At 64.1% G+C, this 21127-nt stretch carries 16 protein-coding genes and 1 riboswitch; of the genes, 8 read left to right on the top strand and 8 right to left on the bottom strand.

Annotated elements, in window-relative coordinates; all coding sequences use genetic code 11:
• Nucleotides 1-77 precede the first annotated feature (77 nt).
• The 8 genes from secA2 (at nucleotide 78) to gcvP (ending at nucleotide 9906) form a co-directional block, all read left to right on the top strand.
• Nucleotides 78-2588, top strand: coding sequence for an accessory Sec system translocase SecA2 (secA2, locus tag AC1TPF_RS19855; protein ID WP_482145065.1), 2511 nt, complete (start codon nucleotides 78-80; stop codon nucleotides 2586-2588).
• A 46-nt stretch (nucleotides 2589-2634) separates the two neighbouring features.
• Entirely contained in the window at nucleotides 2635-3234 is a 600-nt protein-coding gene (locus tag AC1TPF_RS19850; RefSeq protein ID WP_482139678.1) for a CDP-alcohol phosphatidyltransferase family protein, read from the top strand.
• Between the two features lie 51 nt (nucleotides 3235-3285).
• Nucleotides 3286-3690, top strand: a complete 405-nt coding sequence (gcvH, locus tag AC1TPF_RS19845) for a glycine cleavage system protein GcvH (RefSeq protein WP_482145064.1) — start codon at nucleotides 3286-3288, stop codon at nucleotides 3688-3690.
• A gap of 304 nt (nucleotides 3691-3994) precedes the next feature.
• Nucleotides 3995-4453: a glycogen accumulation regulator GarA gene (gene garA / locus AC1TPF_RS19840; RefSeq protein WP_482139676.1), complete on the top strand. Its 459-nt coding sequence runs from the start codon at nucleotides 3995-3997 to the stop codon at nucleotides 4451-4453.
• A 35-nt stretch (nucleotides 4454-4488) separates the two neighbouring features.
• Nucleotides 4489-5178: a transcriptional regulator FtsR gene (gene ftsR / locus AC1TPF_RS19835; protein WP_482139675.1), complete on the top strand. Its 690-nt coding sequence runs from the start codon at nucleotides 4489-4491 to the stop codon at nucleotides 5176-5178.
• A gap of 112 nt (nucleotides 5179-5290) precedes the next feature.
• Nucleotides 5291-5809 (top strand): bifunctional nuclease family protein, encoded by a 519-nt coding sequence (locus AC1TPF_RS19830; RefSeq protein ID WP_482145063.1) that lies wholly within the window; start codon nucleotides 5291-5293, stop codon nucleotides 5807-5809.
• A 385-nt stretch (nucleotides 5810-6194) separates the two neighbouring features.
• Entirely contained in the window at nucleotides 6195-6773 is a 579-nt protein-coding gene (locus AC1TPF_RS19825; protein ID WP_482139951.1) for a MerR family transcriptional regulator, read from the top strand.
• A gap of 28 nt (nucleotides 6774-6801) precedes the next feature.
• Nucleotides 6802-6896, top strand: a riboswitch (glycine riboswitch).
• A 193-nt stretch (nucleotides 6897-7089) separates the two neighbouring features.
• Nucleotides 7090-9906, top strand: a complete 2817-nt coding sequence (gcvP, locus tag AC1TPF_RS19820) for an aminomethyl-transferring glycine dehydrogenase (protein ID WP_482145062.1) — start codon at nucleotides 7090-7092, stop codon at nucleotides 9904-9906.
• 43 nt (nucleotides 9907-9949) lie between these two features.
• On the opposite strand, the gene AC1TPF_RS19815 is transcribed toward gcvP, so the two are convergent.
• From AC1TPF_RS19815 to AC1TPF_RS19780, 8 genes are all read right to left on the bottom strand, one after another.
• Nucleotides 9950-11161 (bottom strand): substrate-binding domain-containing protein, encoded by a 1212-nt coding sequence (locus AC1TPF_RS19815; RefSeq protein ID WP_482145061.1) that lies wholly within the window; start codon nucleotides 11159-11161, stop codon nucleotides 9950-9952.
• Nucleotides 11162-11306: 145 nt separating this feature from the next.
• Complete coding sequence (locus AC1TPF_RS19810; protein WP_482145060.1) at nucleotides 11307-13490, bottom strand: malate synthase G; 2184 nt, start codon at nucleotides 13488-13490, stop codon at nucleotides 11307-11309.
• Nucleotides 13491-13589: 99 nt separating this feature from the next.
• Nucleotides 13590-14498: a 3-methyladenine DNA glycosylase gene (locus tag AC1TPF_RS19805; protein ID WP_482145059.1), complete on the bottom strand. Its 909-nt coding sequence runs from the start codon at nucleotides 14496-14498 to the stop codon at nucleotides 13590-13592.
• The gene (locus AC1TPF_RS19800) at nucleotides 14495-15571 is read right to left on the bottom strand and encodes a hemolysin family protein (protein WP_482139669.1); all 1077 of its coding nucleotides are present in this window, start codon (nucleotides 15569-15571) and stop codon (nucleotides 14495-14497) included. The genes AC1TPF_RS19805 and AC1TPF_RS19800 overlap by 4 nt, the downstream gene beginning before the upstream one ends.
• Nucleotides 15564-16955: a hemolysin family protein gene (locus tag AC1TPF_RS19795; protein WP_482145058.1), complete on the bottom strand. Its 1392-nt coding sequence runs from the start codon at nucleotides 16953-16955 to the stop codon at nucleotides 15564-15566. The genes AC1TPF_RS19800 and AC1TPF_RS19795 overlap by 8 nt, the downstream gene beginning before the upstream one ends.
• A 116-nt stretch (nucleotides 16956-17071) precedes the next feature.
• Complete coding sequence (guaB1, locus tag AC1TPF_RS19790; RefSeq protein ID WP_482145057.1) at nucleotides 17072-18514, bottom strand: GMP reductase; 1443 nt, start codon at nucleotides 18512-18514, stop codon at nucleotides 17072-17074.
• Nucleotides 18515-18636: 122 nt separating this feature from the next.
• A complete protein-coding gene (gene gndA, locus AC1TPF_RS19785; RefSeq protein ID WP_482139666.1) occupies nucleotides 18637-20079 on the bottom strand; it encodes an NADP-dependent phosphogluconate dehydrogenase in 1443 nt (480 codons plus the stop codon).
• Nucleotides 20080-20179: 100 nt separating this feature from the next.
• Nucleotides 20180-21127, bottom strand: a complete 948-nt coding sequence (locus tag AC1TPF_RS19780; RefSeq protein ID WP_482145056.1) for a M56 family metallopeptidase — start codon at nucleotides 21125-21127, stop codon at nucleotides 20180-20182.

Raw genomic sequence — 21127 nt, 5'->3', positions numbered from 1 at the left:
GTACGGTTACTGCGATAGCGCTTCCGCGTACGGTGGAGCACGGCAGTTTTGTCAGATGGACTAAGGAGTACGGCTCGGTGGGAAAGCTCACGAACAACATGTGGCGGCTGCTGGGGGCACAATCCTCGCGCAATCAGTCGAAGTCCCTGACGCTCATCAAGAAGGCAGACTCGTACGACAAATGGGCTGCCGACCTCGATGACAAGGAATTCGCCGCCGCTGCGGAGAAACTCGACATCACCGACCCCGAAGGCGAAGACCGGGCCCGTTTCCTGGCACTGGCTCGTGAGGCAGGCGATCGCACGCTGGACATGCGGCCCTTCGACGTCCAACTCCAGGGCGCGCTGCGTCTACTCGAGGGCGACGTCATCGAAATGGCGACCGGTGAGGGCAAAACCCTGGCCGGCGCCATCGCGGCGATCGGGTTTGTGCTGCAAGGCCATCGGATCCACATCATCTCCGTCAACGACTACCTGGCGACCCGCGACGCCGAGTGGATGAAGCCGCTCTTCGATCTCTTCGACATCGTCTCGGATTCGGTGTCGGAGAACTCCAGCCGCGACGAGCGCAAGACCGCCTACGACTCCGACATCGTCTACGGCTCGGTCAACGAGATCGGGTTCGACGTGCTGCGCGACCAACTCGTCACCCGGCCCGACGATCTCGTGTCGCCGAAGCCTGACGTAGCGATCATCGACGAAGCCGACTCGGTGCTCGTCGACGAAGCGCTGGTGCCCCTGATCCTGGCCGGTTCGGCGATCGGCGAAGTGCCGGACAAGCCGATCCACGACGCCGTCACCAAACTCAAGAAGACGCACTACGAGGTCGACGCCGAGGGTCGCAACGTCTACCTGACCGACGAGGGTGCCGCCTTCATCGAAGGTGAGCTCGGCGGTATCAACCTGTACGACGAAGAGCACGTCGGCACCACACTGGTGCACGTCAACGTTGCGATGCACGCCCACATCCTCATCGAGCGCGACGTGCATTACATCGTTCGCGACGGCGGCGTCCACCTGATCAACGCCTCCCGCGGCCGCGTGGCGCAACTCCAGCGCTGGCCGGACGGCCTGCAGGCCGCGGTCGAGCTGAAAGAAGGCCTCGCACAGACAGATTCCGGTGAGGTCATCGACACGATCACGGTGCAGGCATTGATCGGCCGTTATCCGAAGGTCTGCGGAATGACCGGTACCGCGGTTGCCGCCGGCGAGCAGCTGCGGCAGTTCTATCAGCTCGCTGTCTCGCAGATCCCTCCGAACACCAAGAACATCCGCGTCGACGAGGTCGACCGCGTGTACGACAACAAGTCGAACAAGGCCGACGCCGTCGTCGAGTTTGTCAAAGAGATCCACGAGACCGGACAACCGGTTCTCATCGGCACCCACGACGTTGCCGAATCCGAAGAACTTGCCCATCTACTCGGCCGCGCGGGCGTGCAGTCGGTTGTACTCAATGCCAAGAACGACGCACAAGAAGCGAAGATCATCGCCGAGGCGGGTGCCAAAGGTGCGGTCACCGTGTCCACCCAGATGGCCGGACGCGGTACCGACATCAAGCTCGGTGGCTCCGCAGGCCAGAAGGATGTCGGGGAGTCGAGCCCGGAGCGCGACGAGGTCGTCGAACTCGGTGGCCTGTGTGTCGTCGGGACGGGTCGGCACGACACCGAGCGGCTCGACAACCAGCTCCGTGGTCGCGCGGGACGACAGGGCGATCCCGGTCGATCGGTGTTCTTCTCGAGCGTCGAAGATCCGCTTGTCACCCGAAACCTGACCCTCAAGCGCGATCCGGTCAGTTCATCGGAAGACGGATCGCTCGGGTCGAAGGGCGTGGACATCATCGAGCAGGCCCAGCGAATCGCCGAGGGTGTGATGCTCGAACTGCACGCAAACACCTGGCGGTACAACCAGTTGGTGAACCAGCAGCGCGAGATCATCGTCAAACGCCGCACGAGCCTGCTGACCACCGATGCCGCGCTGCAAGAGTTCAAGGAAACCGAGCCGGAGCGCTACCGCGAACTGACCGGTGAGGCCGTCAAGGGCGAGAAGGCAGAGAAGGCCGAGAAGGCCGAGAAGGTCGACACTGCCGAGAAAGTTGGCACTGCCGGGGAATCCGATACGGCCGAGGAGGCCAAGACGGATGCTGCTGCCGTGGACTCCGAAGGCGAGTCGGTCGAAGCCACTGACGACAGCGCCCAGACCCCGGTGCCGGTGACCGAGCCCGTCCCGCACGACGTTCTCGAGCAGGCGGCGCGCGAGATCATGCTGTTCCACCTGGACCGGGCATGGGCGGATCATCTGGCCTATGTCTCTGATGTGCGCGCCAGCATCCACCTGCGTTCCATCGGTCGCGAATCTCCACTGGATGAGTTCCACAAACTGATCCTCGGCGAGTTCAGCAGGTTGCCGGGCGAAGCCGTCGAAAATGCGCGCAAGACATTCCGGGAGGCCGTCATCACCGCGGACGGGATCGATCTGGATCAGGCCGATTTGCGGCGTTCGACCACCACCTGGACCTACATGGTCCACGACAGTCCGTTCTCGTCCGGCGGTGCCAAGGCGCTGCAGGGCATCGTCGGTATCTTCCGGTAGCGCGGGCCGCAAAGCCCTCGCACCCGGGTATGACAGGCTGTTCGACATGGAAGAGACCGATCCGCATCCGGTCGTAGAGTCGGATCGGGTGTTCACTGTGCCCAATCTGCTCAGTGGACTGCGGCTGATACTCATACCGGTCTTCTTATGGGTATTGCTGGCCGAAGAGGCCGACGGTTGGGCGTTCGCGATCCTGTTCTTCGCGGGTCTGTCGGACTGGGCGGACGGCAAGATCGCGCGGCTGATGAACCAGTCGTCGCGGTTGGGTGCACTGCTCGATCCGGCAGCGGACCGCCTGTACATGATCGCGATACCCATCGGACTCGCGATCCGCGGCATCATCCCGTGGTGGCTGGTCGCGATCTTGTTCGGCCGCGACCTGTTGTTGCTGGCGACGGCGCCGTTGCTGCGGAGTCGGGGGATCACCGCGCTCCCGACCATCTACATCGGCAAGGCCGCGACGTTTGCGTTGATGTACGGATTCCCGATGATCATTGCCGGGCAATTGGATTCGATCATCGGCGACATCGTCTACCCCTGCGGTTGGGCTTTCCTGATCTGGGGTACCGGGATGTATGTGTGGTCGTTTGTTCTGTACTGGGTGCAAGCCGTGCTGGTTGTTCGTGCACTGCCCCCGGTGCGCTAGATTCTCACAACAGTCGATGTTCGATGTGTAGAGGCGAAAGGCAGCACAGACGTGACCCAGAAGCAGGCTCCTGACGATCTGCACTACACCGCCGAACACGAGTGGGTGCAGAAGGTGTCCGACCGGACGGTTCGGATCGGGATCACCGACTACGCACAAGATCAGTTGGGTGACGTGGTATTCGTCCAGTTGCCGGCGATCGACGTCGTCGTCGAGGTCGGAGAATCGTTTGCCGAGGTCGAATCGACCAAAAGTGTGTCCGATATTTTCGGGCCCCTCAATGGCGTGATCTCGGCGATCAACGAAGATCTGGAGGCGAGCCCCGATCTCGTCAATTCCGCGCCCTACGAGCGCGGCTGGTTGGTCGAGATCACCGTCGGTGCCGACGACGACCTGGATGAATTGGTGAGTGAAATGCTCGATGCGGCCGGCTACGCCGCGATCACGTCCGGATAAGCACTCCGGCGAAGCGCAGCGGAGCTCGAGAAGACAAGTGTGGAGACGAAGCGCAGCGGAGCTCGACAAGATTAGTGTGGAGACGAAGCGCTGTGGAGCTCGATTCACACGCACAGTATGCAGCGGGTTTATGTATGTGTGGCCCGTGGCAGGGTACGGTCTAAGTCACGGGTAATGCCCCAATCCACTCGATGAGACCGGATTCGGCGGGTGACTAGTTGGACCGCCGAACGCCGCCGCAATCACCGTGGAAAAACAAGGCTCGAATCCGGGCCACGGGGACAATTACGAAGAAGGAGAATTGGTGAGCGACAACGAGAAGGACATCGAAGCTCCGGTAGAGACCACATCGGTCTTCCGGGCCGATTTCATCAAAGAGATGGAGTCGACCGGTGGTTCTGCAACCACATCCGCGGACAGCGGTGTGGAACGGCTGTCTGCGGGCACCGCGTTGCTCGTGGTCAAGCGCGGCCCCAACGCCGGCTCTCGTTTTCTGCTCGACCAGGCGACCACCTCGGCCGGTCGGCACCCTGACAGTGACATTTTCCTCGATGACGTCACCGTGAGCCGTCGACATGCTGAGTTCCGCCTGGGCGACAACGAGTTCCAGGTTGTTGACGTCGGCAGCCTGAACGGCACGTACGTCAATCGTGAGCCGGTGGATTCCGCCGTGCTCGCCAACGGCGACGAGGTGCAGATCGGCAAGTTCCGTCTGGTGTTCCTGACCGGTCCCAGTAGTGACGAAGGTTCCGCGGACGCGTGACCTCACCGGCGGCGGGGCAGCATTCTGAAGGATCGATGTCTATCGGCTCGGTCCTCGATCAGCTGCGCGGAGAATTCCCCGACGTGACGATTTCGAAGATCAGATTCCTCGAATCCGAAGGTCTGGTCACCCCGCAGCGGTCACCCTCCGGATACCGCCGGTTCAGTCGAGCCGACTGTGAACGGCTCCGGTTTGTCCTGACCGCGCAGCGTGATCGTTACCTGCCGCTCAAAGTCATCAAAGAACAACTCGACGAGATCGACCGCGGTACCCGTCCGGAATCCCCGGCGGGTACCCGGTTGTTGTCGTCGGCAAAGAACTGGGTGGCTCCGGCCACCGATTTCTCGCAGAACGGTGGCGGCCGTCTGAGCCGCGACTCCCTGCTCGAACGCACCGGCGTCGATTCCGCGTTTGTGACCGAACTCGTCGACAACGGGTTGCTGGTTCCAGGGCCGCGGGGATTCTTCGACGAAGACGCGGTACGTCTGGTGACGGCCGCATCGGCACTCGCAAACTTCGGTGTGGGGGCGCGGCATCTGCGCGCGTTCAAGGTCTCTGCCGATCGCGAGGCAGGCCTCGTCGCGCAGATCGCCAACCCGATCGCGAAGGGCAAAGGGACCGGCGCGCGTGATCGCGCCGAGGAGATGGTGCGCGAAATCGCGGCACTGTCCGTCACCCTCCACACCCAGCTCGTCAAGCAAGCGGTACGCGAAGTTCTCGACTGAAGACCCGATCTTCCGGACCGGTCCGGGGTTTCTCGGTCGTCGCGCGGGCATCCTTGCCATAGGATTAGGGCGGTGAAGCATTCGCCCACACAAGCTTGGGAGGGCCGACCGCATGAGTGAAATGCGCGTAGTAGGTATCCGAGTGGAACCGCCACAAAGTCAACCGGTGCTGCTCCTACAGGAAACCGCCGGAGAACGTTACCTGCCGATCTGGATCGGTCAGAGTGAAGCGGCGTCAATTGCCCTGCGGCAAAAGGGCGTTGAACCTCCCCGTCCCTTGACCCACGACCTGATCGTCAACCTGATCAGTGCTCTGGGCCACGAACTTCTCGAGGTTCGGATCGTGGACATGCAAGAGGGCACGTTCTACGCAGACCTGGTGTTCGCCGGAGACCTGCGGATCTCCGCCCGGCCGTCGGATTCGGTGGCCATCGCCATTCGCGCCGAGGTCCCGATCTTCGCCGAAGAATCGGTGCTTGCCGAGGCCGGTCTGCTGATGCCATCGGACGATCCGGAAGAAGCGGCCGACGAAGAGCCCACGGCCGAGGTCAAAGAAGACGAGGTCGAGAAGTTCAAGGAGTTCCTCGACTCGGTGTCGCCGGACGATTTCAAAGCCTCTGGTGGGGCATAGCCAACGTGCTCTGGTTGGCACAACCGGCGGATCGCAGCAAGGCACGGATCCGCTCGAGTTGCCCGCATTTGGGTCTGGCGAGTTTGGTCACGGAACGGAAACTGCGGGGTCACAAAACGCCTAAAGCTCAACTTTAGGTTAAGGGTTACAGCGAGTCGCGTTGATCCGGACCCGCTGCGGCCATACGGTCTTCACATACCCGCGAAAGTTGCGGAGATGTGATTTTGACCAGTCAGTGCGCGTAAACTTGGCCCGTCGGAGCCAGGTAACACACACCGGCGGTCACCGACCAGCACGCGAGGAGAACCCAGTGGGCGATCAGCCACACGACGGTGAGAACGGCGACCGCAGGACGCACGATGCGTCCCCCGAGGCAGACACTGCGATCGGCGGCTCGAACAAGCCAGGTCAGGGCTCTCTGGCAGACATCGCACCGGGGCTGTTCCCGAACGACACCGTTCCCGACGAACTCGTTGGCTACCGGGTTCCCAGTGCCTGCCAGATCGCCGGCATCACGTACCGACAGCTCGACTACTGGGCCCGCACCTCACTGGTTGTACCCTCGATCCGCAGCGCCGCCGGTTCGGGCAGCCAGCGCCTCTATTCGTTCAAGGACATTCTTGTCCTGAAGATCGTCAAGCGTCTCCTCGATACCGGTATCTCGCTCCAGAACATCAGGGTTGCCGTCGACCACCTGCGCAAGCGCGGCGTCGAGGATCTGGCCCGTATCACGCTGTTCTCGGACGGCACCACGGTCTACGAGTGCACCTCGGCCGAAGAAGTTGTCGACCTGCTCCAGGGTGGCCAGGGCGTGTTCGGTATCGCCGTCAGTGGCGCGATGCGCGAGCTCACCGGAACCATCGCCGACTTCCCGGCAGAACGCGCCGATGGCGGCGTGACCGAAACTGCGCCCGAGGACGAATTGGCGTCGCGCCGCAAGAGCCGCGCCCGTCGCACCGGCTAGGACATCTGCCCGTACACTGGGTCTGCGTCGCAGCGACACGGGAGAGAGCCATCTTCGAGATGGCCGCCGAAGGAGCAATACCTCTCCGTCAAACTCTCAGGCATCAAGGACCGTGTCGACGTCGGCGTCTCTGGAGAGTGACGGCAGCATCCGTCCGCCCATGGTGAAAGGCCGCGCCTGCCGCGGCTGAATCTCTCAGGCGTTCTGCGGGCACGGGCCCAGCAGGATAGGACAGAGGGGGAGGACCGGCGTCCGGCTAACAGTCGGCACTACACGTGGTCGGCTCTCGTGGCGGACCACCGCGGAGGTCCTATCCATGACCGGCACACCCTTCACAGACCGCCACATCGGCCCCGACGCAGGCGAACTCGACCGCATTCTCACACTCGTCGGCGCGACCTCACTCGATGACCTCGCTCGCCAGGTGGTGCCATCAGGGATTCTCGACACCCCGGACGACAACGGTCTGGGCATCCTGCCGCCCGCGGTTTCCGAACACGAGGTCCTGGCCGAACTGGCCGGGCTGGCCGGTGAGAACACCGTTGCGACCTCGATGATCGGACTCGGCTATTACGACACGCTGACGCCACCGGTGCTGACCCGCAACATCATCGAGAACCCGGCCTGGTACACCGCGTACACGCCGTATCAGCCCGAGATCAGCCAAGGCCGTCTCGAGGCACTGCTGAACTTCCAGACGATGGTCTCCGACCTGACCGGCATGGAGGTCGCCAACGCTTCGATGCTCGACGAGTCGACGGCAGCCGCCGAGGCCATGACGCTCCTCCGTCGAGCAGGCAAGAGCAAGTCGCCGCGTTTCCTTGTCGACTCCGATCTCTTCCCGCAGACCGCCGCGGTGATCGCCACCCGCGCAGAGCCACTCGGAATCGAGGTCGTGACCGCTGATCTGACCGAGGGACTGCCCGAGGGTGAGTTCTTCGGTGTCCTGGCCCAGACACCCACCGCCTCCGGTCGGGTGATCGACAGTGCGGCGCTCATCGATGCCGGGCATGAACGCGGTGCCCTGGTCGCGGTCGGAGCCGATCTGCTGGCCATGACCCTGATCACCCCGCCCGGTGAGCTCGGTGCCGACGTCTGTTTCGGCACCACGCAGCGCTTCGGGGTGCCGATGGGATTCGGCGGCCCACACGCGGGATACCTTGCGGTGCACTCCAAGCACGCTCGTCAGCTTCCCGGTCGCCTCGTCGGGGTCTCGAAGGATGCCGACGGCAACCTCGCCTACCGGTTGTCGCTGCAGACTCGCGAGCAGCACATCCGCCGGGAGAAGGCGACAAGCAACATCTGTACGGCGCAGGTCCTGTTGGCGATCCTTGCGGCGATGTATGCCAGCTATCACGGCGCCGACGGACTCCGGGCGATCGCCCGGCGGGTCCACGGCCATGCGGAATCAATCGCATCCGCGCTCGGCGACAAAGTGGTCCATGCCAAGTACTTCGACACCGTGCTGGCCCATGTCCCGGGGCAGGCCGAATCGGTTGTTGCCGCCGCCGGTGCACGCGGAATCAATCTACGTCTGGTCGACTCCGATCACGTGTCCGTCTCCTGCGATGAGGCAACCACCGACGCACACGTGGCAACCGTGCTCGATGCTTTCGGTGTGACCGCAACCGAGTCGGTCTGCGCCGGGGTTGTCGATCGGACCTCGGACTTCCTCACGCACCCGGCGTTCAACCGCTACCGCACCGAAACCGCGATGATGCGTTACCTGCGGACCCTCGCCGACAAAGACATCGCACTGGACCGCAGCATGATTCCGCTGGGGTCGTGCACCATGAAGCTCAACGCGGCCGCCGAGATGGAGGCCATCACCTGGCCGACCATTGCCCGTCTTCATCCGTTTGCGCCCGCCGATCAGGTGAGCGGGATGCGCAAGATCATTGCATCGCTCGAGGAGTGGCTGGTCGCGATCACCGGCTACGACCGCGTCAGCCTGCAGCCCAATGCCGGCTCGCAGGGTGAATACGCCGGACTGCTCGCGATCCGCGAGTACCACCGCAGTCGTGGCGACGATGCCCGCACGGTGTGCCTGATCCCGTCGAGTGCCCACGGCACCAACGCCGCATCCGCGGTCATGGCCGGGATGCGGGTCGTGGTGGTCGCCTGCCGTGAGAACGGCGACGTCGATGTCGACGATCTGCGCGCCAAGATCGATGCGAACGCCGCGGAATTGTCGGCGATCATGATCACCTACCCGTCCACCCACGGGGTCTTCGAGCACGAGATCGGTGACATCTGCGCCGCGGTCCATGACGCCGGAGGTCAGGTCTACGTCGACGGTGCCAACCTCAATGCTCTTGTCGGAGTGGCGCGGCCGGGCCGGTTCGGCGGTGACGTAAGCCACCTCAACCTGCACAAGACCTTCTGCATCCCGCACGGTGGCGGTGGCCCGGGTGTCGGACCGATCGGTGTGCGCGAGCACCTCGCACCGTTCCTGCCCGGACATCCGCTGGCCGACGAATTGCCCGGCGAACTGACGATCTCGGCCGCGCCGTACGGGTCCGCGTCGATCCTGCCGATCACCTACGCCTACATCCGGCTGATGGGTGCCGAAGGACTGCGGCAGGCCACCCTCACCGCCATCGCGTCGGCGAACTACATCGCCGCTCGCCTGCGTGATCATTACCCGGTGCTGTACACCGGCGCCGGTGACCGGGTTGCACACGAATGCATCATCGACCTACGTCCCCTGACCAAGAGCAGTGGCGTGACCGTCGACGACGTCGCAAAACGCTTGGCAGACTACGGCTTCCATGCGCCGACCATGAGCTTCCCGGTGGCAGGCACCCTGATGATCGAACCCACCGAAAGCGAGAATCTAGACGAGATCGATGCCTTCTGCGATGCGATGATCTCGATCCGCGGCGAGATCAGCAAGGTCGAAGACGGCCAGTGGTCAGTGGACGACAACCCGCTGCGCGGGGCACCCCACACCGCTGAATGCCTGGTCGGGGAGTGGGAGCACGGTTACGACCGTCTGGTCGCCGTCTATCCGAACGGTCTGCCGTCCGCAGGTGGGCGCGCCAAGGTGTGGCCGGGTGTGCGTCGGATCGACGGCGCGTTCGGAGACCGGAACCTGGTGTGCAGCTGCCCGCCGGTGGAGGCTTTCGCCTGACAGAGGTGTCGCCTGGTCGATCAGTTGACTGGTCGACCAGGCATCAGCTGCGACGCGTGAGCGTGTCGGTGATGGCGTTCTGAGCCTCTGCCGGAGGCGGGGGCATCGGGGACGGTGTCTCCGGGAAGTCCACGGCCGCCGTCGGCGCCGGTAGCGCACCGCCACCACGGAAGCCCGACCGGGTGAGCGCGGTGATGTGTTCCGGTGATTGGACGTAGCTGATGAACGCGTCGACGGCATCACGCTGTGCGACGTCGACCTGTTCGCCGGTCAACTTGATCACCGGGAAGTCGGCCATCGGAGTCGGGCCGGTCGGTAGCAACGACACGACGTCCTTGTTGCTGCCGTCCTTGGTGAGCGCGTAGAGCTGCTGTTCGGTGATCGGCACCGCATGGATCGCTCCGGTTACCGGGTTCGCTTCCTGCGCGATCATCTGCACGCCGCTCTCGGACGAGCCGAGGTCGGTGGGGGGTGCTTCGGATTGCATCGTCTGCAGGGTCGACGTCACCAGCGACGAGGTCGCATCTTCCACGGTCAAGGCCCCCCTCGGGGTCCGGGAGACCTCCATCGCGATGGCCTGGGCAGCGAGCGCGGTGGCATCGGATTGTGGACCCGTCGGCATCGCCATCTTCAAGGTTCCCCAGTCGGACAGCCCCAGCTGTGCCATCGCGGCCCCTGACCGCTGCAAGGTGGGGACTTCGAGCCAGCTGACCTTGCCCTGCATGGCTTCCTTCGCCGCGGAAGGGATGGCCAGCACCACCGGCGATGTCACCAGCGACTCCGGCGTCCCGTCGACGATCTCGGGCTTGGCGACGGACAGCTGTGAACTCCACACCGACGACTGCGGGATCCAGGCCGCCGGATACTGTCCGCGCGATGCCTGATCCCAGGTGCCGGTCAAACCCTCGAGAGTCACTTTTGCATCGGCCGGACGCACATCGATGGTCACGCACCAGTCGCGGTTGATCGGTTTTGTCGCGTTGTACTCGGCGGCGACGGACTTCAGAGGTTCGGTCAGCCCCGGATCGCTGATGATCGCGACCGTGAGATCGCCTTCCACGCAGCGTTTTGCGGCATCTTGGCCCTGCTTGGTGATCCGGTCACCCAACATCGACCAGAGAACGCCGCCGGCCACGAGCACCACAACAAAGGCGACCAGAACCAGAAGACCGCGGCTGACACCTCTGCTGCCGCCGGCTCTGCGATGCTCGCCCACACACACCCCGATCCACGAATGACATGACAACCCGGACACGCGCACTTCCGGACCGGTGATTCGTCACCGGTCCGGAAGGCGGGAGCTGTCGTTGGGGCAGTCTATGCGCTGCGCTGTATTTCGTCCGACAGGTCACACAACTGCACGGGTCTGCAGATGACCTGGTTGGTGATCAGTCGAACCGTCAGGCGCCCGCAGCCTTGAACTCGCGGCGACGGCGATGCAGGATCGGCTCGGTGTAGCCGTTCGGCTGCGAGCCGCCTTCGAGGATGAGCTCTTTGGCGGCACCGAACGCGATGTTCGAGGCGAAATCCGGAGCCATCGGCCGGTACGTCGGATCCCCGGCGTTCTGCTGATCGACCACCGGTGCCATCCGCTCGAGCGCGGCGACAACATCGGACTCGGTGACGATGCCGTGGTGCAGCCAGTTCGCCAGTAGCTGGCTGGAGATCCGCAGTGTCGCGCGGTCTTCCATCAGTGCGATGTCGTGGATGTCCGGGACCTTCGAGCAACCGACACCGGCATCGATCCAGCGGACGACGTAGCCCAGGATCGACTGGCAGTTGTTGTCGAGCTCTTCGAGCTTCTCTTCGTCCGACCAGTTGGTGTTCGGGGCGAGCGGGATCGTCAGGATGTCGTCCACCGACGCCGGATCACGCTTGGCGAGCTCGTTCTGACGCTTGAACACATCGACCTGGTGGTAGTGCAAGGCGTGCAGGGTGGCTGCGGTCGGGGACGGCACCCATGCGGTGTTGGCCCCGGCCTTCGGATGACCGATCTTCTGTTCGAGCATGTCGGCCATCAGATCGGGCATGGCCCACATGCCTTTGCCGATCTGCGCCTTGTGTTGCAGACCTGCATGCAGACCGGTGTCGACGTTGAAGTCCTCGTAGGCCTTGATCCACTTCTGCGACTTCATCTCTGCCTTGCGCACCACGGCGCCGGCTTCCATCGAGGTGTGGATCTCGTCGCCGGTGCGGTCGAGGAATCCGGTGTTGATGAAGACCACGCGGTCGGAGGCGGCCTTGATGCAGGCCTTCAGGTTCACGGTGGTGCGACGCTCTTCGTCCATGATGCCGACCTTCAGTGTGCCGGTGGGCAGGCCGAGAACCTCTTCGACGCGGCCGAAGAGTTCGACCGTGAACGCGACCTCATCGGGGCCGTGCATCTTGGGCTTGACGATGTAGATCGACCCGGTCCGCGAGTTCTGCAGTGGGTGGGTCTGCATGCCATGGGTGCCGATGAGTCCGGTGAACAGGGCGTCGAGAATGCCTTCGGGAACCTCGGAACCGTCGGCGGTGATGACGGCATCGTTGGTCATCAGGTGACCGACGTTGCGCACGAACAACAGTGACCGTCCGTGCAGGAGAAGGCCGGAACCGTCGGGCGCGGTGTACGCGCGATCCTGGTTGAGGACGCGGTTGAACGTCTTGCCGCCCTTGGTGACCGCTTCGGACAGGTCGCCCTTGTTGAGGCCGAGCCAGTTGCGGTAGCCGGTCACCTTATCGTCGGCGTCGACTGCGGCAACCGAATCCTCGAAGTCCATGATGGTGGTGATGGCCGATTCGACCAGCACGTCCTTGACGCCGGCAGCATCGGTCGAGCCGATCGGGGAGTCGGCGTCGATCTGGATCTCCAGGTGTAGGCCGTTGTGGCGCAGCAAGATTCCGGACGGCTTCTCTTTGTCGCCGGTGTAACCGACAAACGCCGACTGGTCGGCGAATCCGGTGGTCGTACCGCCTGCGAGGGTGACCACGACAGTCTCCCCGTCGACGACGTACGAGGTGGCGTCGGCGTGCTTGCCGTTTTCCAGCGGCACGGCCTCGTCGAGGAAGTTCTTGGCAAACGCGATGACCTTGTCGCCACGGACCTTGTTGTACGAGCTGCCCTTCTCCGCGCCATCGGCCTCGGAGATGGCGTCCGTGCCATACAGGGCGTCGTAGAGCGAACCCCAACGTGCGTTGGATGCGTTCAGCGCAAACCGGGCGTTGAGGATCGGGACAACGAGCTGAGGTCCGGCGGTGGTGGTGATCTCGGTGTCGACGCCGGTGGTGGTGATCTGGAAATCGGCGGGAACCGTTGTGAGGTAACCGATGTCGGTCAGGAACGCCTTGTATGCGGCGAAGTCGAAGTCGGCCGGGGTGGCTGCCTTGTTATCGCGGTGCCACTGATCGATCTTGGTCTGGAGGTCGTCGCGGATCGCCAGGAGTTCGGCGTTGCGCGGGCTCAGGTCGTTGATCACTGCCGCTGCGCCCGACCAGAACGCATCCGGATCTACTCCGGTGCCTGGCAGCGCCTCGTTGTTGATGAAGTCGTACAGAACCGATGCAACCTGCAAGCCGCCGTCGACGGTGATGCGCTGAGCCATAACCGGCCTCACTCTCTTTCGATCAAGGGCACTGATGCCGCATATGTTACTCGTTGGTAAGTAGTGGATCGAGGCGGGGAGAATCATCTGCCCCGCAGATCAGTTGTGACTGGGCCGCCCGGTCAGGCTGCGGCACCGCTCGATCAGATCGGCGCGTAGTCCCTGGGCCCGACGCGCGAGCTCAGACTGCACCCGGACGTACTCCGCGCGTCCCGCCGGTTCCTCGATCGGAATCGGCGCGATGCCGAACTCTGAAAGGTCGTACGGGCTTGCCCGCATGTCGATCTCACGATGCTGCAGCGATAAGTCGAATGCGTCGGCGACGATTTCCGACGGGAGCAGAGGTGCCAGTTTGTACGACCACTTGTAGAGGTCCATGCCGGCGTGCAGGCAGCCTGGTTGTTCGAACTCGGGCTGTGTATGACGATTTAACACTGTGAGGTTCAGCGGCCTTGCAGGCGGGGTGAAGAACCGGAAGGCATCGAAGTGGGTGCAGCGAGGCGGCTGCGACCGGACCACGTCATCGGTCTCGGCAGGGCTCAACCGCAGCGGAACCCCGGCATGTCGGATCTGTTCGGGTGACGCCTGATAGACCATCGCCCACTCGTGCATGCCGAAGCAGTTCAGGCGAGGCGTCCGGTCGGCGGTGGCCGAGAGCAGATCGACGATGTACTCGAGCGTCTCGCGACGTTTCTCGAGGAAGTCGCGGCCGACGGTGACGAGGTCTCCACTTCGGCCGTAACCCCGGTAATCGAGGTATCGCCGCGAGGTCCGGCCGTCCAGTCCGATCCCATAACCGGGGTGCCAACGACGTAGCTGCGCAGGCCGGAAGCTGTAGTACGTGAACATGAAACCCCACACCGGATGCACCACATCGCCGGCGTCGGGGTCGGTGTACCGGGGTGGATGGCTCCGCAGGAGATCATCGATCCGGCCGCGGTGCTCGGCGGCCGTGGCATGCCATTGCGGCTCGAGGAGTCGATCCACGAGCACTCCAGGGGATGTCATACCCGGTGCGTTTCGTCGCGCACCGTTCCGACGAACTCCTCGACGAGGTCTTCGAGCGCAACCACCGCGACCGTGCGGCCGTTGTCGTCGACAACCGCGGCCAGATGCGAGCTCGTGCGGCGCATGGCGTTGGTGGCCTCGTCGAGGGCGGTCTTGTCGGCCAGAACCGGCAACGGATGGATCTTGTCGACACCGATGATGCTGTCGGGGCCGACGGACTCGTCGAGGATCTCGTCGAGCACGTCCTTCAGATGTAGATATCCGGTGTAGGTGCCATCGGTCCCGCGGACCGGGTACCGGCTGAACCCGGTGTCGATGACGGCCTGCTCGATCGAACCGAGGGTTGGCCCGACGCGACCGGTTTTCGGATCTGCGGTGACCTGCACGCTGCGAAGCTCGGTGAGCGGGATCGCGACCTCCAGTACGGTGCGGCCCGATGTCTGGAGTGCACGGGTGAGCCGGGCGTGTTCCTCTTCGTCGATCAGACCTTCACGGCGGGATTCGCCGAGCATCTGCGCCAGTTCATTCGCCGAGACCGTGGAGTCGAGTTCGTCCTTCGGCTCGACCCGCATCAGGCGCAGCGACAGGTTGGCCAGCCAGTTGTAGAACGCGATCAAGGGCCGGGCGAGCTTGATGAACATGAGATGGGCGGGGACCAGGAGCATTGCCGATCGCTCGGGGCCTGCCAGTGCGAGGTTCTTCGGGACCATCTCGCCGAGCAGGATGTGCAGGACAACGACCAGCGCCAGCGCCAGGGTGAACGAGATCGGGTGCAGGAGTTCGTCCGGGACGTGGACGAGCTCCATCGGCTTCTCGATCAGGTGCGCAATCGCGGGCTCGCCGATCCGGCCGAGCAAGATCGAGCAGATGGTGATGCCCAATTGCGCCGCGGCGAGCATCAGCGAAAGGTGCTCGCCGGCTTCGATAACTGTGCGGGCACGACGTTTACCCTGCTCTTCCAGGGCTTCGAGACGGTCACGCCGCGCTGAGATCAACGAGAACTCCGCGCCGACGAAGAAGGCGTTGCCTGCCAGCAACAACACGGTGAGCAGGACGCCCCACAGATCATTCATCGGTCGCCTCCGGTTCATCGGATTCCGGGTGCGGGGTGACGGCCACGGTGTCGATGCGGCGACCGTCCATCCGCACCACGCGGGCACGCCAGCGCTGTTCGGGTTCGTGCTCGGAGGAGTCGTCGTCATCGTCGGTTCCGGTCGAGCGGACCGGGAGGTCGACGATGTCGCCTTCGCGCGCGATCCGGCCGAGCTCGAACATCAACAGGCCGCCGAGGGTGTCGTACTGGCCCTCGGGGGCGCGATAGCCGATCGCGTCGACGAGTTCGTCGATGCGGAGCAAACCGTTGAGGAGATACCCGTCGCCGTGTCGCTGGACGTCGGCCTCTTCGTCGTCGTGTTCGTCGGTGACGTCACCGACGATCTCCTCGATGAGGTCCTCGGTGGTGACGATGCCGGCCGTCCCGCCGTACTCGTCGACGACGACGACAACCTGGAGGCCGTCGGCACGGATCTGATCCATGAGCGAGTCTCCGTCGAGACTCGCCGGGACAACGGAGACCGCGCGGGCCAGCGTGTGCAATTCGGTGGTGCTGCGCTGGGACATCGGCACGGTGAACGCCTGTTTGACGTGGACGACGCCGCTGATGTTGTCGAGGTCGCCGCCGTCGAGAACCGGGAAGCGGGAGTAGCCCGTCCGTGACGACGCAAGGATCAGATCGCGAACGGTGTCGTGGATGTCGAGTGTCTCGACGGTGACACGTGGTGTCATCAGGTCTTCCGCGGTGAGGGTGCCGAACTGCAGCGATCGATCGACCAGGGCTGCGGTACCGGGGTCGAGTGCACCCTGACGAGCCGAATTGCGAACCAGCGATCCGAGCTCCTGCGGTGATCGTGCCGACCGCAATTCCTCCGCGGGCTCGACGCCCAACCGGCGGACCAACGTGTTGGCGGTGCCGTTGAGGGTGTTGATCAACCACCGGAACGTCGACGAGAACAAGCTCATCGGCCCGGCGGTGGCGCGTGCGGTGGGCAGCGGCTTGGAGATCGCCAGGTTTTTGGGGATGAGCTCACCCAGCACCATCGACAGTGACGTCGCGATGAGCAGCGCCAGGATCAGTGAGGTCGCCGCCGCCGCGCTGTCGGGGATTCCGATCAGTTCGAACAGCGGCTCGAAGAGTTGCGCGAGAACCGGTTCGGCGATGTAGCCGGTGATCAGGGTCGTGATGGTGATACCGAGTTGAGCACCCGAGAGTTGGAACGACAGCGTTTTGTGTGCCCGGCTGACCTGCCGGGAACGAAGGTCGCCCCTGGTCCGGACGTCGTTCTCGACCGTGGACCGCTCGAGCGCCGTGAGCGAGAACTCAGCCGCGACGAACAGCGCGGTGCCAAGGGTGAGGGCGATGAAGCCGAGCAGACTGCCTATCAGGATCAGCGCTTGCATCAGCGATCACCGCTGTGGGTGACGCCTCGAGGTGCCATGGGCACCAATCCAGCCTCCAAACTCAGGGGGATCAGGCGAGTAACGATCGCCTGGGATGTCGATTCGATCCTATCGGGTCACCAGCCCGCGGGTAGGGGCCGTCCTTCTGCGAAGCCCGCCGGGGACTGAACACCAAGGATCGCTTTCTCGTGCAGTTCCTCGAGTGAGCGTGCGCCCACATAGGTTGCCGTCGACCGGATGCCTGAGCAGATGTGGTCGATCAGGTCCTCGACGCCAGGCCGTTCGGGGTCCAGCGCGATTCGCGAAGTGGAGATCCCTTCGTCGAACAACGCCTTGCGGGCGCGGTCGAAGGAACTGTTGATCGCGGTGCGCGCGGCGACCGCACGCTTGGACGCCATGCCGAAGCTCTCCTTGTACGGCAGTCCGGTCTGATCCACCTTCAATTCGCCAGGGCTCTCGTGGGTTCCGGCAAACCATGAGCCGACCATCGCATTCGATGCTCCGGCGGCCACCGCCAACGCCACATCCCGCGGATGTCGAACACCACCGTCAGCCCACACGTGGGCACCGGATTCTCTTGCAGCAGCGGCACATTCGGCGACCGCCGAGAACTGCGGTCGGCCGACGCCGGTCATCATGCGGGTGGTGCACATCGCGCCGGGACCGACCCCGACCTTGACGATGTCCGCACCTGCGGAGATCAGGTCACGGGTGCCTTGCGCCGTCACCACGTTGCCCGCGCAGATGGGTACTCCGAGGTTGGCGTCCGCGATCTGTTCGAGCACGGCGAGCATCTTCTCCTGATGGCCGTGTGCGGTGTCGACGACGATGAGATCGGCGCCGGCCTGCACCAGCGAGATCGCCTTGCCGCGGGCGTCGCCGTTGACGCCGACCGCGGCGGCAACCCGTAGGCGACCGTAAGCGTCTAGGTTCGGCTCGTAGATGCCTGCGCGTACGGCTCCGATACGCGTCAGAATGCCCGCAAGCGAACCGTCTGCCTCTGTGAGTACCACCAGGTCGGAATGCGTGCCATCGAGCAGTTCGAACAGTTCACGGGGCGGCGTGCCCACCAGCGCGGACAAGAAGTTGGGGTCGAGGACCTCGGTCAGGCGAGCGAAACGGTCGACGTCGGCACAGGATGCCTCGGTGACCACGCCGATCGGGGTCGCGGCGTCGGCGCCGAGTACCACCACGGCGCCGTGGGCGCGCTTGGGCAGCAGTGCCACCGCATCGGAGATGGCAGCATCGGCGCCCAGAACAACCGGGGTGTCCGCGACGAGGTGGCGCCCTTTGACAAAGGAGATCATGTCGGCGGCCGCGGTGATGGGCAGATCCTGTGGCAGCACCACCAGGCCACCTCGGCGGGCGACGGTCTCGGCCATCCGGCGTCCGGCCACGGCCGTCATATTGGCGACAACCAGCGGAATGGTGGTGCCGGAACCATCGACGGAAGAAAGGTCGACGTCGAAACGCGAGGCGATGTCGGAGCGACCGGGCACCAGGAACACGTCGTCGTACGTCAGGTCGTGGCTCGGGAGATGATCATCGAGGAATCGCACGTATATCGACTTTACGCAAGATCAGGCGCTACCACCGCAAACGAGCCACCTGTACGAAGACGAGCCACATATTTGTGGCTCGTCTTCGTATTTCCGGCTCGTTTGGCTCAGGCCAGGTGAGATCAGGCCTGGATCTCGGTGCGGCCTTCGCTCCAGAGGGTGTGGAATGCGCCCTCTTTGTCGACACGCTGGTAGGTGTGCGCACCGAAGAAGTCACGCAGTCCCTGTGTCAGGGCAGCGGGCAGCCGCTCGGCGCGCAGCGCGTCGTAGTACGACAGCGACGATGAGAAGGCCGGGACCGGGATGCCCATGGTGGTCGCGGTGGCAACCACCTCGCGCCAGCTGTCGACGGCGTTCTCGACCGCTTCGCGGAAGTACGGCGCCAGCAGCAGGCTCGGGAGTTCGGGGTTCTCGGCGTAGGCCTCGCGGATGCGATTGAGGAACTTGGCCCGGATGATGCAGCCGCCCCGCCAGATGGTGGCCAGGTCGCCGGGGTGGACGTTCCAGCCGTATTCGTTGCTGCCTGCTTTGATCTGGTCGAAGCCCTGGGCGTAGGCGACGACCTTGGAGGCGTACAGCGCGCGGTTGATGGCGTCGACGAATGCCTTTTTGTCGGTCGGGGCGGCCGAGAGGGTGCCCGACGCCAGTCCTTGGGCCTGCTTGCGCTGGTCGGTGGCGCTCGACAGCGCGCGGGCGAAGACGGCCTCGGCGATGCCGGTGGTCGGGATACCCAGATCGAGCGCGGATTTCACGGTCCAACGGCCGGTGCCCTTCTGGCCTGCGGCATCGACGATGACATCGACGAGCGGCTTGCCGGTCTCGGCGTCGACCTGGCTGAGTACCTCTGCAGTGATCTCGACGAGGTAGCTGTCGAGGTCGCCCGAGTTCCACTCGCGGAATACGTCGGCGATTTCGCTGACCGGCATGTCGAGTGCTTTGCGCATGAGGTCGTACGCCTCGCCGATGAGCTGCATGTCGGCGTATTCGATGCCGTTGTGGACCATCTTCACGAAGTGGCCGGACCCGTCCGGGCCGATGTGGGTGCAGCAGGGCTCGCCGTCGACGTGCGCGGAGATCGACTCGAGGAGCGGTCCGAGTGACTTGTACGACTCGACGGGGCCGCCGGGCATGATCGAGGGACCGTTGAGTGCGCCTTCTTCACCGCCCGAGATGCCGGCTCCGACGAAGTTCAGGCCACGTGCTGACATGGCGGCTTCGCGGCGAATCGTGTCGGTGTAGAGCGAGTTTCCACCATCGATGATGATGTCGCCCTTTTCCATCAGGCCCGCAAGCTCTTCGATCACAGCATCGGTGGGGTCGCCGGCCTTGACCATGATCAGCACGCGCCGCGGTTTCTGCAGCGCACCGACGAACTCGGCCATCGTCTCGGTGCGAACGAAATCACCCTCGGTGCCGTACTTCTCGACGAGGGCATCGGTTTTCGCGATGCTGCGGTTGTGAAGAGCCACGGTATGACCGTGACGGGCGAAGTTGCGGGCGATGTTGGAACCCATCACCGCAAGGCCTGTGACCCCGATTTGGGCGCGAGCAGCTGAATCAGTCATTGCTACACCATATGACGAAGGAATCGATGGCGAAGGTCGGAGGTCCCGGCAGTGTCCGGATCACCGCATTTCCACCGCATTCGCCCACTTGTGTGGTGTGTCAGCTCTCGATGAGGCGGCGTAGTTCGTTGAGCCAGGGGATCGCGACGGCGAGGGTGGGCAGGACCAGAATCGCAGCCGCCACGACGTACGCAACGACTGAGATCAACATCGTCGGGCGGGTGTCGGAGAGGCGTTTGACCCGTGTGAGTGTGGTCGGACCGCCGATTGCCATGGCGCCGCTGGGCGCGACCGAATCTGCACAGGCCACCAGGGCCCGGCCGAGCTGTTTGCGACCGGTGGTTCGGACGGCGGAGTCGTCCGCGAGCAGTTCGACCAGAAGTTGGACCGCACCGAGGGCCGACCGGCTACGGACAAAACGCGGGAAGGCGTCGTGGACGGCGATGAACGCTTCGAGGATCAGGTCGTGGCGGGTGCGCAGATGTGCACGTTCGTGACTGATCACGGCTTCGAGTTCGTCGCGGGTCAGACGTGCGACCGTGCCCTCGCTGAGGACAACACGCTGTCGGAGGCCGGGCAGGCAATAGGCCATCGGTTGATCGACCTCGAGCATGCGGACGTCGCGAGCGCTCAGCGGACTGTCGGGTGCGGACCGATCCATCCGGTCGAGCAGATCGATCAGCTGGCGATGGGCGGACCGGCGGGCGCGAGTGCGCATCGAAACGCGGATGAGGCTGTAGATCAGGCGTGCGCCGACGAGGAGGGTGAGCAGGAAAACCGTGACATAGATGGTCCAGAGAACGATGCCCAGACTCGCCACTTCTTCGATCGGGTTGGCGATGGGCCGACCCTGTTTATCGAGGGTCAGCATGTTGGAGGCAATGGCCAGACCGCAACTGAACGCGGACAGCACGGCCGCGAGCGCGATCGACTGCCACAAAGCCATGGCAGCGCGCGGTGCACGAAGAGGCCACTGGGCAGCGGCGAGCCAGCTCGGAGCCGGCCACACCAGGATCACAGCGACGATCCCGAACACTAACGCGTTCAC

This window comes from Williamsia sp. Y853, from assembly GCF_056786495.1.
The sequence above is the reverse complement of the archived record's forward strand: the minus strand, read 5'-3'. Positions and strand labels throughout refer to the sequence as shown.